A 16,046-nucleotide genomic window follows, 5' to 3' on the forward strand; every position below is an offset into this window, starting at 1 on the left:
ATTTTAGTTTTCTTTCCTAACCCAATAATTATAAGTTTCCAACGATTTTGGATAAATCGGCGTTTCTTTTTGAACCAGACGTGCCAATGTATGCACAATTTGATATTTTACACCCTGCTCAAGGGACTGTTTAGTAATATCTCTTGCCACTTGAACACCGTCAAAATCACGGCCCACTTCCAAATAGTCTGCCATGAAAATCACTTGTGAAAGCTTACTCATCGTCGCTCCAGCACCAGTGGTATGCTCACGCACAGCCGTTAAAATATCAGGGTCCGTAATGCCTAGTTCATCATGAATCATTTCAGCACCAATGACACCGTGCCAAATATAATTGCCCCAATTCAATAAATCGGGATCCATTTTTTTGCGTTTGATAACAGCTATAAAGTCACTATCTGAGCGTTCTTTAGCATAGTCATGAACTAATGCCGCTACCTCTGCTTGATCGGGATCAACACCATTTGCTTCCGCTAATTGAACCGCATAATCCCGTACACGACGTACATGTTGAAAACGGTAATCTGATAACTGAGCCTCAACTTTTTCTTCGAGTTGAGCAATACTGCCATCAAAATATTTAGTCATAAAATCCTCGATATAAATTATATTCTTGCATAAATAGGGCCACGCGTTCTGGTACTAAATAATTAATACTTTGATTCATTCTAATTCTAGTTCGTATTTCTGATGCACTGACGCGAATATCCGGCACGTTAAACCACAATACTGGGTAATCTGATGAAGTAGATTGCCCTTCACGCACACCAGCAGCAAAAGTAACCAGTTGACTCAGCTCATCTATATGGTCCCAAGTTGCTAATGTTTTGATCTTTTCTGCACCCAAAATAAAATAGTATTCATTTTCAGGATGCAATGAGACTAATTCGCGCATCGTATTGAAAGTATGCGACTCACCACCATTGCGAATTTCCAAAAGTTCTATGTCAAAAAAAGCATTGTCAGTAATTGCCAAGTGAACCATTTGCATACGATATGATGGTGCAATAGCACTGGCATGTGTGCCATCAACGGGTTGAGCATTCGGCATCCAATAAACTTTTTCAAGGCCTAATTGTCGCCCCACACTTTCAGCTAAAACGAGTTGTCCGATATGCGGTGGATTAAACGTCCCACCAAAAATACCTATTCGTTTTTTTTCTTTCTGAGGCGCTGTTTCCGTTTGGACTTGTGGCGCAATGGTTACTGTTTCTCGCATATTGACACCCTTAGATTTTTTCTAAAGCAACTGAAACTTTCTGATATTTTTCTTCTACTGCTGGTAAATATAAGACGATTGTCCGGCCAATCGTTTGAACAACTGAAATATTTGAGTGCGTCTCGATATAGTCGGCAACTGAATCAATCGTTTCCTCAGATCCTTGTTGCAAACTGATCTTGATCAGTTCACGCTTTGCAATCGCCATCACTAATTCCTCTAGCCAAGTTGTCGTCAACCCATTTTTACCGACTGAAAAAATTGGCGATAGAGTGTTTGCCTGTGAGCGTAAGAAACGCTTTTGTTTTCCTGTAAGTGTCATTAAATCATAGCCTTTCTAATTAGAACGTCAACGCCCTCTGGTACCCATCCGGCAACTTTAATGCCCGCTGGCACGGTAATCCAACCTAATCCAGCAAAAACGAGATCACTTTTTTCAATGATATTGAATTCACGTTTGACAAGTGGTGAAGTCGTCAAATTCAGTGGCGCTGGTGTTAGTAATTCCCCAACATGTCGATTATAAAATTCATCTGCGCCGTTTAATTTAGTGCGGTGGATATTTAAATTATTTTCAAAATAAGCTGTGACAGCCGTCCGTTCACCACTCAGAAAATCAAACCTAGCCAATCCACCTAAGAACAATGTTTGTTCCGGATTGAGCTGATAAGTACGTGGCTTGATTTCTTTCTTCGGCAGCGCATACTTTAAATCTTTATCAGCAATAACATGTGCCATTTGCTCACGTTTGATAATGCCCGGGGTGTCAATTAATTGATGACCATCTGCTAACGGAATTTCAATGCGGTCCAATGTAGTCCCTGGAAAACGTGAAGTTGTTATCAAATCCTGAACACCAGTCCGTGACTTGATAATTTGATTAATCAGTGTTGATTTACCGACATTAGTCACACCCACTACGTAAACATCACGATCCAATCTTAATTGGTCGACACGTTCAAGTAATTCGTCTAAGTTTTTAGGATGTGTCGCAGAAGTCAAAAAAATGTCAGCTGGCTTAATCCCTTGAGCTTTAAGCATTGCCTGCAACCATTGTTTTAGTCGATTCTGATTCAATAGCTTAGGAAGCAAATCTACTTTATTTCCCACCACTAAAATAGGGTTGTTGTCACCTACAAAACGTGGCAACCCAGCAATTTCAGACCCCGTCACATCAAATAAATCCACTACGTAGACAATCAACGCTTTTGTCTCAGAAATTTGATGCAATAATCTGGCAAAGTCATCGTCAGTTAATTCGACTGGTTGAATTTCGTTATAATGACGTAGCCTAAAACAGCGCTGACAGAAAAGCGCATCGCTATCAATGGCTTTTTTTAAGGCGCTTAATGGCAAATATCCAGCTTTTTCTGGGCTAGTAATTTGCATTAAAGCTCCACAGCCAATACAGCGTAAGCCTTCATTTAATTGTGTTTGAACGTAGTCGTCAGTGATTTCAGTTGTCACGTAATGTTTTCTCCCATTTCAAATATGGATGTGCTTTAAAGACAATTTTCTTAATGTACTTTTCAATACTGCGATTAAGCCATGTTTGCCACATATCCGACTCGATTAGACGTTGAACTAAAACACTTCTAATGCCAGCACTGTGTGCAGCCCAAACGTCAGTTAGCATTTGATCGCCAACCATAATTACTTCGTCGCGCTTAAGATGATGAGTTCTTAGTATGTGTAGTATGCCACGCGGCAATGGCTTTAGCGACCATGAAACAAAATTTACGTTCAATGGTGCAACTGCTTTAGCCACTCGTTTTGTTGTATTGTTTGATACTACAATTAGTTCAATACCGCCATCACGTAGGTCCTGTAACCATTGACGTAATTCGGGCGTACCCTCAGGATTGTTCCATGCCAGCAATGTATTGTCTAAATCTGCGAGCACAGTTTTAATCCCATGCGCCTTTAAATCATCGACTGTTAAATCATATATTCGTTCGACCATATATGTCGGTGTAAAGTGTTCTAAGCGCATCGTATCCATCTTTCATCTCGTTTGTTTCTTTATCTATTATAACAAAAAAACCCGTAAGACGGGTTACACGTTTATTAATACCAATTATTGGCTTGCCAATGTGCAATTGCATTAGCTACTAAACCATATCGATCGGCAATGTATTTTTGCATAGCTTCTAACTGAACAGCGTAATTACCACGGTAATCTTGACCAGGAACATATTGCGCGTAATATGCTTCAGTTAATTGACCAATACCATAATATGGACCGTTTTGAGCATTTGGATTGCCGCCACTTTCGCGTTGAATCAACCACTGAATGTCGGCGGATACTGCTGGCGTAGCGGGTTGCGATACCGCTGTCACTGTGGCTTGACTATTAGCGACTGATGAGACATTATCCGTGTTGTTTGTATTAGCATTAGTGCTAACCTCAGTTACTGTTGGTGCCTGATTAGCGTCACTTTGAGCCGTTGCTGTTTCAGATGCAGCCACTGGCTGATCTTCAGTCTTGTCGTCAACTTTTTCTGAAGACTTTGGCACTTGTGCCTTAGGCAATGAAATCATCTTAACATCAGCCAATGATTCAGCAGCTGCATCAACTGCTTTGACGTCGACTTTTTGGTCAAGACTTGCAGCATCAGTTGGCTGATTTTCTGTTTGTAGTTGTGTTCCCAATGCACCCAATGCAACTCCCGTCATTGTAGCGCTTGCAATCAATATTCTCTTTATCATGTCTTCCATTGTGCCTTGTTTATGTTACATGGACGTTACGAAAATTAACAAAAACGTAGACCAAAAATACATAATAAACAACAAACAATGATTTGTATATTAAAAAGAAAAAATAACGATTATTTTAAAAATAAAAAATCAACAATGACTTTGTCAGTCTCATTGTTGATCTATTTGCACAGTATTGTGCTGTTTAAGGAGTAATCTGATTGTACGGTATCAGACTATAAACGAATCACACATGAAAACGCTTACAATATTATTATAACAGTCATTTTATTTCCGTCAAGACCTAATTTAATTTTTTATTTGTTCGCAGGTTAATGGTTAAATCTCTTAAAACCTAGACAAAATTAATTAGTTATATTATTATACTAATAAATAGTAAGTGGCAGGAGATTATATGTTTAACGTAAATTATAAAATTGCTCACATCACCCTATTGGCAGATGATGAACAACATATGCGTAGCTTTTATCGTGACATGTTAGGACTTGTCGAACGAAAGAAAGCGCAAAATCAGTTTTCTTATGCCTTCACCAGTCAAGATCAGCCTTTCCTAACCTTAACATTTACCGGACGTAAGCCATCACAGCAACGACAAGGATTGTATCATTTTGCGTTGCTTTTCCCAGATAAAGCGAGTTTAGCAAGTTTGATAGAACGGTTAATTTTGTCTGAATATCCGTTAGGCACGGGAGACCACGATGTTAGTGAAGCATTCTATTTAAATGATCCCAATGGCAACGGCATTGAACTCTATCACGATAGACCGACAGAACTGTGGGAATGGGACCAAGGGTTCGTCAAAATGGGTACGAAAGCAGTAGATGTCTTCAGCCTATTACAGACTAAACAAGGCGCTTGGTCGGAATTTCCTGTTGGTATGACAATTGGTCACCTACACTTCGTGGGAGATAGTGTTCATAAAGGTGATGCGTTTTTTATCACTATGTTGCAAATGTCATTAACTGCAAAAATAACGGAGAGCGCACACTTTTACGCTCACAATGCCTATCACCATCACCACGCCTATAATACATGGTTTGGACCCAACGTGGCACGACGACGCTCTGATGAAAATGGTTTAGTCGATTGGACAATTTTAGTTGACAAACAACTTTTTACAATATTACAACATTCGCTCCACGACCAAAATCACTCAACGCAACCAAGTCAGATTTGTTTGGTAGATCCTTTTGGTAGCCGATTATTGATCAATGAAGACTATGCCAAACAGATGTGAAATCAAGCAGTGCCATTCCTTTTTTTAGCAAGATTAATACTACAGTATTGGATTTCAATCGAATCAATGTTTGACAATCAAAAAAGCTGCTTACCGACAATTGCGGTAAAACAGCCTAATTTAATTGGAGCTAACGGGAATCGAACCCGTGTTTGCTGATTGCGAACCAGCCGTACTCCCTCTATACTATAGCCCCAAAATACAATGACTTTGCTAAATCATTGTATTTTTTTATTGTAAATTATAAATCTTGTTGGAAATCCATAGGTGTATATAATTTCAATAACTTACTGAAGACAAATTGTGCAATGAACCCTGCAATCACTGGAATGACTAACCATGCAATAATTGCCACAAACGGATTGATAAAGTTATTCATCACTGATGATGGCACTGCAGCATCTTTAACCATTGATTGAATTGGTGAAACCAAACCAATGTAACCAAATCCAGCGGTTGTTGGTGTGCCTTGAATATTAAATAGCGCTACTGGAATACCTGAAATTGCCGCCGTCAATAAGAATGGCAACATTGTCACAGGCTTAGCAAATACAGAAGGCATCATACCTTTCATAGCACCCAAAGCAATTGCAACCGTCACACCAGGCTTGTTCACCTTCCAAGAATTAATTAGCAAGACAATAGTCGTAGCAACAACTCCCATTGCAGCGGCACCAGAACCAATACCAGACAAACTAATTGCCAAAGCAATACCAACAGTTGACACAGGTGTGATGATGATAATGGCGAACGCCATTGCAATTAACATCGCCATTGGGATTGGGGCTAACTTGGTAAATGTTTCAACCAAGTTACCAATCCAAGTCGTAATATCACCAACGTATGGTGCAATTGATTTTCCAATTAATCCAACACCACCGCCAACAATAATTGGGCTCAAAATGATGGCGACTGAACCAAATCCTTTCAAATAGCGGGCTACCAACCATGTCACAAAAACAGCAATCGCAGACACAATCATAGCATTGATAACATCACCAGCACCACTGGCGATGTATACGTTTGCCGGTGCAACCGATTTCAAGCCAGTGACTGGATTAACAAACCCTGTTGGTGCAACTGCCCACTTGATTGAACCAGATGCCACCGCCGTTGCAATAGCCACAACACCAACATCCAAACTCTTCATCTTAAATTGTAAAGCAACAGCCATACCAATTAAGAACGGAATCAACGATGTAAACAAAGTTAGAATAGCACTCAAGTTAGCACCAAAAGCAGTTGTCCCTAAACCTGAATACTGAATAATGTACTTCATCACAGCTGATGGCAAAACACCAATCAAAATTCCTTGGGCTGATCCAGATAGTACTTTAAAGAAAAAATCCTTTAAATGTAAATTTGTTTGGCCGCTAAATGCTACGGGCGCATTTTCTTTGGCTTTGCGTGCATAAGCTTCATTCCGAACTTCCTGCGACGCTTTCGATGACCATTTCTGGCCGTCTGCTTTGATAGTCATATCAAACTTCCTCTTTCCAACGCTTGTGATGTCTCCCACTATCTCAACATCACAGCACATAAATATATTACACTAACAATTATATCACTTGATTATTATTTCACAAGTACTCCGCATAAAAATTCCCAGAGGTCTAGTCTGGGAATTTAATAGTTGTATTTGTAAAAAAATGCTCAATTAATATTTAACTGCAATAGCTGGCGTTTCACCATTAGCAAACGCAACAGCGGCATCAAATGATTGGTGAACCATTTCTAAGACAGCCTTTGTTGTATAAAAAGCCGTGTGTGGTGTAACCAAAACATTTTCACGGGCAATCAAATCGGCAATCTTTGGATCTGGAAATTCCTTATCTGACCAGTCTTCGTTGAACAAACCAACTTCATTTTCGTAAACATCCATCCCAAAGTCGGAAATTTTACCAGAATTCAAGCCATCAATCACAGCATCAATGTCCATCAAGTTACCACGAGCAGCGTTCATGATAACGACACCATCCTTCATCTTTGAAATCGCATCAGCGTTAATCAAATGGTGGTTTTCAGGAACACCTGGCACGTAGAGTGAGATAGCATCTGCTTGCGCATACAATTCGTCCAGCGTGTCAACATACAAACCTTCAGCTTGCAATTCAGCGTTTGGGAACTTGTCATAAGCAATTACTTTTGCGCCAAATCCCTTCAAAATGTTAATGGCAACACGACCAATATGACCTGTACCAATAACACCAACCGTTTGCATACGCATTTCGCGCCCAATTGTTGGTGCCCAACGCAAGTCATGCTTGGCAATTTTTGCATCCAAAGCCTTTGTGCGACGTAGCAAACGTGACAATTGGATCATTGAATGTTCAGCAATTGCATTTGGTGAATAAACTGGGACATTTGAAATGTTAAAATTAAATTCACGCGCAGCATCAAAATCAATATTATCTGTACCAACGTTACGCAAAGACAAGTTAGTAACCCCAACATTGGCTAAAGCAGTCAATGTTTCACGAGTGTAATCCAATTGTTGATAAACAACAGCTGAATCAGCCCCTTCAGCTAATTTAGCTGTTTCAGGCGTCAACAAATCTTGTGTATAGTCAACTTCAACCTCTGGGTTGGCAGCCTTCCATTCTTCAAGTGATGGCTTTTCATCATCACGAATACCGTAAGCAAAAATCTTCATGAGTTCCTCCAAAATTTTATTACATTTACATTGTACCCTATTTCACTAATGAAAGCACGACATTTAATTATCAGTAATCAACATTTTTCTCATAATTTGTTCTCAAAATGCTTAAACTAAAAACACACATTATTCACAATTAGGCTGTAATATTATAGATATTCCAGAGCAACACGCGCTGGAAACTCTCCTAAATAACGTCATCGCTAGATGACTCTCCTTCGAATTTTTTAGATGCCCGCAACATCTAAATTCATGAAAGCAGCCGTGATGAAGCTGCTTTTTTTCTGTAGTAAAAAAGCAACCATTCGGTTGCTTTTATTTTGAGATAGGCTTATCGCCAGATTTAGTCAAAATACCATCAATGAAACCATATTCCAAGGTCTCTTCAGCACTCATCCAGTTATCACGTTCAGTGTCGTGTGCAATTTGGTCCAAGTCCTTATCTGAAGCATCCGCCAAAATTTTGTTCAACTTTGCACGTGTTTTGGTCAATTGTTCAGCAATAATTGCCATATCTGTCTGTTGCGTCCCACCGGCAGCACCGCCCATTGGCTGATGAATTAAATACTCGGCGTTTGGCAACATATAACGATGACCTTTTTCACCTGAAGCAGCAATAATAGTACCCATTGATGCCGCAAGGCCCATCACAATTGTTGTGACAGGTGCTTTAATAAAGTTCATTGTGTCAGTAATTGATAATCCCGCTGTAACAGAACCACCTGGTGAGTTGATATACATTGAAATTTCTTTGTTTGGATCTTGAGCTTCCAAAAATAGTAACTGAGCAACAATAGAGGTTGCCATACTATCTTCGACTTCTCCTTGAACCAAAATAATACGATCTTTTAATAAACGTGATGGTAAATCATAGTTTTCACGTCCATTTGCAGTTTGTTCAATAACTCCGGGCCACATAAATTTTACCTCGTATCCTAGCTTGGTTAATTCAAATAATTAACTTATTATTATTTTAGCACATTAATAGCGTGAGTGCTAAAAATTTACAATTTAGTCAAATCATACGCTTCACCAGCTTCAATCATTTCTGCCAATTGTTTTAATTTTCGCATACGATGATTAACACCTGATTTACTAATTTCTAACATTTCACCTAGCTCTGCCAATGATTCATCCGGATTATCTAGTCTCGCCTGTGCCACTTCTCGAAGCTTTTGTGGCAGAAAATCCAAACCACCGATTTGCTTTGCAATCGTCTGAATTTGGGACACCTGCTTATTAGCGGCAATCGCCGTTTTTTGCATGTTGGCCGTTTCAGCATTGACTAACCGATTCACCGAATTTCTCATATCACGCATCATTCTAATGTCTTCAAATCTCAGCATGGATTGCGTTGCACCGATAGTTTGTAAAAAATCAACAATTTTCTCAGCACGTTTTAAATAGACAATGAAACCATTACCGCGATCGGTCATTTTGGCTGGTAAATCAAACCCAGACATCATGATCAAAAGTTGCTCGCCTAGTTCTTCATGTGTCGTATAGATTTCTAAATGATAATTTGCTTTTTCGGGCGAATTGACAGAACCCGTCGCCAAAAAAGCGCCACGTAAAAACGATCTTTTTTTATCGACTTGATTTAGAAGGCGCGACGGAATCTCTGGATGAAGACCAAAAGGATCAACCCCAAGGTCATTTAGCACATCATCGATCTGGCTTTTCAACAATACACCGTATGACTTATGTCGAGACAAATGGTTGTGATCACTGACTGTCACTTCGACCTCAACATTATCATAACTTTGTTTTAAAAGCGTGTAAATGCGTCTAGCAATTGCCGCATTTTCGGTCTGAACGCGAATGCTTTGATCTAACCCGAGTGTGCTGACGCCATTCATGCGCATAAGTGCCGATAACTCTGCCTTGGCATTACCGCCATGAACAATCAAACCAGTTAGTTCCTTTTTTACTTCAGCAGCGTAAGACATCTATTTTTTTCCTAAAATTTCCATCAACTTATCAGCAATCTTTTGACCATCATGAAAGGCCCCAGCATCACGTAATTGCAAAAAATCACCAGCAATTTGCTGAGCGCCCTGAACCTTTACAGCTGATTCATCAAGTTTAACTTGTTTTGAAATCTCATTCCACTTCTGAAAATCAACGAAATCGTCTGGTACCTTTTTACTATTTGAAACAACATAATTAACAACGGGTGCACCAATATGTGCATTAAGGGCTAGCAAATGTTGTGCATCTGTATAGGCATCTGTTTCGCCTTTTTGCGTCATGATATTAGCAATATAGACTTGTTTGGCTGACGTTTGCTGGAGAGCTTGTCTCACTTCTGGCACCACGACATTTGGTAAAATCGAAGTAAACAAGCTACCCGGCCCGTACACTACCATGTCAGCGTTCATAATTGCTGTCACAACCTCCGGTGCTGCTTTCGGTTCCTCGCCTGGTTCATCACCAGTGACCCACACATGATCAATTGTTTGATGCGCATGCGTAATTTCAGACTCACCCGCCAAAGTCGATCCATTTTTAAATTCTGCATGTAAAACTAATGGCTCATTTGAAACAGGATAGACGTGACCACAGACGTTCAAAAACGTCGCTAACCGTTGCACAGCATCAAAAATGTTACCCTGCATTTCCGTCATCGCAGCAATAATTAAATTACCCACAGCATGTTCAGCGAAGAATTCATCTTCTGCATGAAAACGATATTGCAGGAGCTTTAATATTTCTGGATCGACATCGGCCATTGCCACCAAAATATTACGAATATCACCTGGTGGCACGATATTAATGTAATCTCTTAGCAGTCCGCTCGATCCACCATCATCAGCAACAGTCACCACGGCCGATAAATCAACCGCTTCTCTGACTAGAGGCTTAATGATAACTGGCAAACCGGAACCGCCACCAATAATCACGATTTTAGGGTTCATATTTTTCAACCTTTCCAAAAACTAACTTCATTTTAACACAAAAAGTCGCCCCACAATTTTGTAGGACGACTAACTGTTACTTAGAAACTGTTTTTTGACGGGCAAGGTCATGAATTGCCTTTAGAGCACGCTTACGTGTCTTAATATTAGGACTTTTCAACTTGCGAGCCGCTGAGGCAATGTCTAATTTTTCTGTCATTGTATGAGATCTCCAATTTGTTTTTTTGCAAATAGGGACGGGGTAATCAATATTTTTCAATTAATTACTCTAGCAATCTTACTTACATTTAATAACTATACCACGTTTTAATGGAAATGCAACTATTTAGCGCGATCTAAGTCACGTTCAATAATTGTTTTGAGATAACGTCCAGTATAGGACTGCTCTGTTTTCATGACTTTTTCGGGTGTGCCCGTGACTAATACTTCACCGCCGCCTGCACCACCTTCAGGTCCCATATCAATCAGCCAATCAGCAGATTTAATCACGTCCAAATTATGCTCAATCACAACCACTGTATTACCAGCATCAACCAATCGTTCAAGAACTTGCAGTAGACGCGCAATATCATCTGTATGAAGTCCCGTGGTTGGTTCATCCAAAATATACATTGTTTTACCATTAGTACGACGATGCAATTCAGATGCCAGCTTCATTCTCTGGGCCTCACCACCAGAAAGTGTTGTGGCTGATTGACCTAATTTGACATACCCTAATCCAACATCGTTAATAGTTTGCAACTTTCGGGCTATTTTAGGAATTGGCGCAAAAAAATCAAGGGCTTCAGTTGCTGTCATATTCAGTACTTGTGAAATATTTTTGCCTTTGTAGCTCACTTCAAGTGTCTCAGAATTATAACGTGTGCCACCACATACCTCACATGCCACATAAACATCTGGCAAAAAGTTCATTTCAATTTTGATGACACCATCACCACGACAATTTTCACAGCGACCGCCTTTAGTATTAAATGAAAACCTTCCCTTATTATAGCCACGCATTTTGGCTTCATTTGTCTGTGCAAATAAATCACGAATGTCATCAAATACACCAGTATAAGTGGCAGGATTTGAACGTGGTGTTCGTCCGATTGGTGATTGATCAATGTCAACAACTTGTTCGATATTGTCAACACCTTCAATGGCACGAAAACGACCAGGTTTTTCAGAATTATTGTTTAATTTTTGCTTGAGGGCTCGTTTTAAAATCGCGTTAACTAACGTTGATTTCCCTGAACCCGAAACACCAGTGACAGCGATAAACTTCCCCAAAGGAAACTTCACAGTCACATTTTTAAGGTTGTTTTCCTTACCACCCTTAATGGTAATAAATTCACCATTTCCTGATCGCCGTTTAGTAGGCACAGGAATATACTTTTTACCAGATAAATATTGCCCTGTTAAGGAGTTAGGGTTAGCTTCAACGACAGCTGGTGTACCACTAGCAACAATTTTCCCACCAAGGGCACCGGCACCAGGACCAACATCAATTAAGTAATCAGCAGCGCGCATCGTGTCTTCATCGTGTTCGACAACGACTAACGTATTGCCTAAATCACGCATACGTTGCAATGATGCCAAAAGCATGTCATTATCTCTTTGATGCAACCCAATAGAAGGTTCATCTAAAACGTAAAGCACGCCAGACAAGTTGGAACCAATTTGTGTAGCTAGTCGAATACGCTGAGATTCACCGCCAGAAAGTGTCCGAGCAGAACGAGAAAGTGTTAAATATTTCAATCCAACACTTTCCAAAAATCCCAAACGATCTTTAATTTCTTTAATAATTGGCGCCGCGATTTCTGTATCTTGTTGACCCAAGCTGATACCATTAAAAAAATTAAGTTCTTGGTCAACAGGCATTTCAGAAACTTCACCAATATGCTTACCCGAAATTTTCACTGATAAGGCTGCCGGGTTCAAACGATATCCACCACATGCTTTACAAGTTAACTCTGTCATATAGTTGGCCATCTGATCCCGTGTAAAGTCAGAATTAGTTTCGTTAAAACGACGAGAAATGTTGTTAATCACACCTTCGAATGGTATGTCAACATCACGAACACCACCAAAATCATTTTCATAATGGAAATGAAAATCTTTATCGCCAGAGCCATTTAAGATGAGTGTTTGTTGTTTAGCAGTTAGTTTCTCAAACGGTTTGTCCATATCAATTTTGAATTGTTCGGCAAACTGCTTTAGCATTTCAGGATAATAGTTAGATGAAATAGGATTCCACGGTACGATGACCCCTTCGTTAAGCGATTTGTGCCGATCTGGAATAACCAAATCGATATCAACCTCACGGGTAACGCCTAATCCTTGGCAAAATTCACAAGCACCTAGTGGTGCATTAAAACTAAACAGTCGTGGTTCTAGCCGACCAACACGAAAATCTTTTAATTCGCCAAGGTAATGATCAGAATACCTTAAAACAATTGATTCTGATTTGTCATCTCGTGACACGACCTCAATTGTCACGCGCCCAGCCGCGAGACGTACTGCTGACTCAATTGAATCATATAAACGTGATCGAGAATTATCACGTAAAACAATGCGGTCAACCATAACATCAATATCGTGTGCTTCATTTTTATCTAATGTCTCATTGTCTGAGTCTAACTCAATCAAATCACCATCAACACGGGCGCGAATGTAGCCTTGTTTTCGCATCACATCAAATGCTGAAGCATGGGAGCCGCGCTGCTGCTGAATGATTGGTGCAAACACCTGTAATCGGCTCCCCTCCGGCAGCCGCTCGAGTACGTCATTGACCATTTGATCAATTGTATACATAATTTTTGTGCCATCATCCGGATCACCCGGGCGACCAACTCGCGCATATAACAATCTAAAATAATCATTAATTTCTGTAACAGTGCCAACCGTTGATCTTGGATTATTGGAGGTTGTTTTTTGATCGATTGAAATCGCAGGTGATAGCCCATCAATTGAGTCAACATCTGGTTTATCCATTTGACCTAAAAACTGGCGAGCATAAGAGCTTAGACTTTCCACATAACGACGCTGCCCTTCGGCATATAAAGTATCAAATGCCAACGATGATTTGCCAGATCCCGACAAACCCGTGACAACAGTCAAACGATCTTTTGGTATATCAACATCAATGTTTTTTAGATTGTGTGCCCGTGCACCGCGAATTTCTATTTGTGTTTTTGCCATTCTTTTTCTCTTTAAATTCATTTAAATGGTGTTGGTTAATGACCAGCACGTGTTTTTAATGTCATGACACTATCACGCAATTGTGCGGCTTCTTCAAAGTCCAGCGCTTTAGCAGCTGCTTTCATTTGTGCCGTCAAATTATCAATAATAGCCTGTTGCTCATCTGCTGGCAAATCATCAAATGCCACTTGCGTCAAATCAACTGCTTTGTCATCCGAAACAGCAGCATGCGTAATCGAAATCAGATCCCTAATTTCCTTTTTAATGGTCTTTGGCGTAATACCATGCGCTTCATTATATGCCATCTGTATCTCACGACGTCGACTTGTTTCTGCCATTGCCTCTGCCATCGACGCGGTGGTTTTATCGGCATACATGATGACATGACCATTTTCGTTACGTGCTGCACGACCAATAGTTTGAATCAATGAGCGTGGATTACGCAAAAAGCCTTCCTTATCCGCATCTAAAATGGCCACCAAGGACACTTCAGGCACGTCAATACCTTCACGTAACAAGTTAATACCAATTAAAACATCGTACTTTCCTAAACGCAAATCACGAATAATTTCTGTTCTCTCTAACGTCTTGATGTCGGCATGTAAGTATGCAACTTTAATGCCCAAATCTTTCAAGTAATCAGTTAAATCTTCTGCCATTCGCTTAGTAAGTGTCGTAATAAAAACACGTTCATCACGTTTCGATCGCAAATTAATTTCGCCTACTAAGTCATCAATTTGACCCATAACTGGGCGTACTTCAACCTCGGGATCGAGCAGACCAGTTGGGCGAATAATCTGCTGTGCAATATGCTCTGGTGCTACACGGTTCATTTCATAATCACCCGGTGTGGCTGACATGTAAATGATTTGATTAACATGTTGCTCAAATTCCGGTAGTGTCAATGGTCGATTATCTAAAGCACTTGGCAATCGAAAACCATAGTTAACCAATGTCTCCTTACGTGCCTTGTCACCATTAAACATGCCTCTCACCTGTGGCATTGTCACATGGCTTTCATCCACTACGATGAGAAAATCATCTGGGAAAAAATCTAGGAGTGTAAATGGCGGTTCTCCAGCTTGTCGACCATCCATCCAACGTGAATAGTTTTCAATACCACCAACAAATCCCATTTCTTCAAGCATTGCTAAATCATATTCCGTGCGCTGTTTAATCCGTTGTGCCTCGATTAATTTGCCTTCTTTTTCAAATTTTGTCACTTGTTCATTCATTTCTTGGCGAATGCCTTCAAGCGCGACACGCATTTGATCGTCGTCTGTCATAAAGTGCTTAGCAGGAAAAATAGCAACATGTTCACGTTCTGACACTGTTTCACCCGTTAAGGAATTAATTTCTCGAATACGATCAACTTCATCCCCAAAAAATTCTACGCGTAACGCCATCTCATCTTGTGAGGCTGGGAAAATCTCGACAACATCACCCCGCACTCGGAAAGTACCACGATGAAAATCAATATCATTACGAGTAAATTGAACGTCAATCAGGTCACGCATCAGCTGGTCGCGACCATACTCATAGCCCACCCGTAAACTAATCACATGATCTTTATATTGATGTGGATCTCCCAATCCGAAAATTGAACTGACAGAAGCCACCACAATGGTATCGCGTCGTTCCAACAGTGCGCTTGTTGCTGAGTTACGCAATTTATCAATCTCATCATTGACAGCGGAATCTTTCTCAATAAAAGTATCAGAACTTGGTACATAAGCTTCCGGCTGATAATAATCATAGTAGGATACGAAATATTCAACAGCATTATTTGGAAAAAATTCTTTTAATTCGCTATAAAGTTGTCCTGCCAATGTTTTATTATGGCTGAGCACTAATGTTGGTCTTTGCGCATCCTTAATAACATTGGAAATAGTAAAGGTTTTACCGGTTCCCGTAGCGCCAAGTAGAATTTGTTCCTTTACATTATTATGTAAGCCACTGACTAGCTGCTCGATGGCTTGCGGCTGATCACCGGTTGGTTTATATTTTGAGACCACTTCAAATTCATGATCTGTTTGGTGTTCAATCATATTATTTTCTCTTTTCGTCACCTTGTCACTATTTTTTGAGACAATCTTGTTTCATTATATCAAAAAA

15 protein-coding genes and 1 tRNA gene are annotated in these 16,046 nt (G+C 40.0%); 1 reads left to right on the forward strand and 15 read right to left on the reverse strand.

Going from position 1 to position 16,046, the window contains the following annotated elements; all coding sequences use genetic code 11:
- Positions 1-3: 3 nt before the first annotated feature.
- The 6 genes from yqeK to IAE53_RS08995 all read right to left on the reverse strand — a co-directional run bounded on the left by yqeK (position 4) and on the right by IAE53_RS08995 (position 3,928).
- Complete coding sequence (yqeK, locus tag IAE53_RS08970; protein WP_148423628.1) at positions 4-588, reverse strand: bis(5'-nucleosyl)-tetraphosphatase (symmetrical) YqeK; 585 nt, start codon at positions 586-588, stop codon at positions 4-6.
- Positions 581-1,219, reverse strand: coding sequence for a nicotinate-nucleotide adenylyltransferase (locus IAE53_RS08975; protein ID WP_139968279.1), 639 nt, complete (start codon positions 1,217-1,219; stop codon positions 581-583). The genes yqeK and IAE53_RS08975 overlap by 8 nt, the downstream gene beginning before the upstream one ends.
- 10 nt (positions 1,220-1,229) lie before the next feature.
- Entirely contained in the window at positions 1,230-1,541 is a 312-nt protein-coding gene (gene yhbY, locus IAE53_RS08980) for a ribosome assembly RNA-binding protein YhbY (RefSeq protein WP_148423627.1), read from the reverse strand.
- On the reverse strand, positions 1,541-2,686 hold the full coding sequence (yqeH, locus tag IAE53_RS08985) for a ribosome biogenesis GTPase YqeH (protein WP_148423626.1): 1,146 nt from the start codon (positions 2,684-2,686) through the stop codon (positions 1,541-1,543). The genes yhbY and yqeH overlap by 1 nt, the downstream gene beginning before the upstream one ends.
- Entirely contained in the window at positions 2,676-3,212 is a 537-nt protein-coding gene (locus IAE53_RS08990; protein WP_031941039.1) for a YqeG family HAD IIIA-type phosphatase, read from the reverse strand. The genes yqeH and IAE53_RS08990 overlap by 11 nt, the downstream gene beginning before the upstream one ends.
- A 74-nt stretch (positions 3,213-3,286) precedes the next feature.
- A complete protein-coding gene (locus IAE53_RS08995; RefSeq protein WP_233610722.1) occupies positions 3,287-3,928 on the reverse strand; it encodes a peptidoglycan-binding protein in 642 nt (213 codons plus the stop codon).
- 403 nt (positions 3,929-4,331) lie between these two features.
- Here IAE53_RS08995 and IAE53_RS09000 point away from each other — a divergent pair, with 403 nt between their 5' ends.
- Positions 4,332-5,174, forward strand: coding sequence for a VOC family protein (locus tag IAE53_RS09000; protein ID WP_148423625.1), 843 nt, complete (start codon positions 4,332-4,334; stop codon positions 5,172-5,174).
- A 125-nt stretch (positions 5,175-5,299) separates the two neighbouring features.
- Here IAE53_RS09000 and IAE53_RS09005 read toward each other — a convergent pair.
- The 9 genes from IAE53_RS09005 to uvrB form a co-directional block, all read right to left on the reverse strand.
- Positions 5,300-5,370 (reverse strand) — tRNA-Ala (locus IAE53_RS09005).
- 45 nt (positions 5,371-5,415) lie between these two features.
- Positions 5,416-6,654 (reverse strand): PTS sugar transporter subunit IIC, encoded by a 1,239-nt coding sequence (locus tag IAE53_RS09010; RefSeq protein ID WP_148423597.1) that lies wholly within the window; start codon positions 6,652-6,654, stop codon positions 5,416-5,418.
- Positions 6,655-6,831: 177 nt separating this feature from the next.
- Complete coding sequence (locus tag IAE53_RS09015; RefSeq protein WP_148423596.1) at positions 6,832-7,827, reverse strand: D-2-hydroxyacid dehydrogenase; 996 nt, start codon at positions 7,825-7,827, stop codon at positions 6,832-6,834.
- Positions 7,828-8,145: 318 nt separating this feature from the next.
- A complete protein-coding gene (locus tag IAE53_RS09020) occupies positions 8,146-8,748 on the reverse strand; it encodes an ATP-dependent Clp protease proteolytic subunit (RefSeq protein WP_139968114.1) in 603 nt (200 codons plus the stop codon).
- An 86-nt stretch (positions 8,749-8,834) separates the two neighbouring features.
- Positions 8,835-9,779 carry a DNA-binding protein WhiA gene (whiA, locus tag IAE53_RS09025; protein WP_010279917.1) on the reverse strand — a complete coding sequence of 315 codons (945 nt, stop codon included), beginning with the start codon at positions 9,777-9,779 and terminating at the stop codon, positions 8,835-8,837.
- Entirely contained in the window at positions 9,780-10,748 is a 969-nt protein-coding gene (gene yvcK / locus IAE53_RS09030) for a gluconeogenesis factor YvcK family protein (protein WP_148423595.1), read from the reverse strand.
- A 76-nt stretch (positions 10,749-10,824) separates the two neighbouring features.
- Entirely contained in the window at positions 10,825-10,947 is a 123-nt protein-coding gene (locus IAE53_RS09035) for a putative metal homeostasis protein (RefSeq protein ID WP_004911390.1), read from the reverse strand.
- A 122-nt stretch (positions 10,948-11,069) separates the two neighbouring features.
- Positions 11,070-13,931, reverse strand: coding sequence for an excinuclease ABC subunit UvrA (uvrA, locus tag IAE53_RS09040; protein ID WP_200136330.1), 2,862 nt, complete (start codon positions 13,929-13,931; stop codon positions 11,070-11,072).
- Positions 13,932-13,966: 35 nt separating this feature from the next.
- Positions 13,967-15,979 carry an excinuclease ABC subunit UvrB gene (gene uvrB / locus IAE53_RS09045; RefSeq protein WP_148423593.1) on the reverse strand — a complete coding sequence of 671 codons (2,013 nt, stop codon included), beginning with the start codon at positions 15,977-15,979 and terminating at the stop codon, positions 13,967-13,969.
- Between the last annotated feature and the right edge of the window lie 67 nt (positions 15,980-16,046).

Source organism: Leuconostoc sp. S50 (assembly GCF_016624925.1).
In the GTDB taxonomy this organism is placed as follows: Bacteria; Bacillota; Bacilli; order Lactobacillales; family Lactobacillaceae; genus Leuconostoc; species Leuconostoc pseudomesenteroides.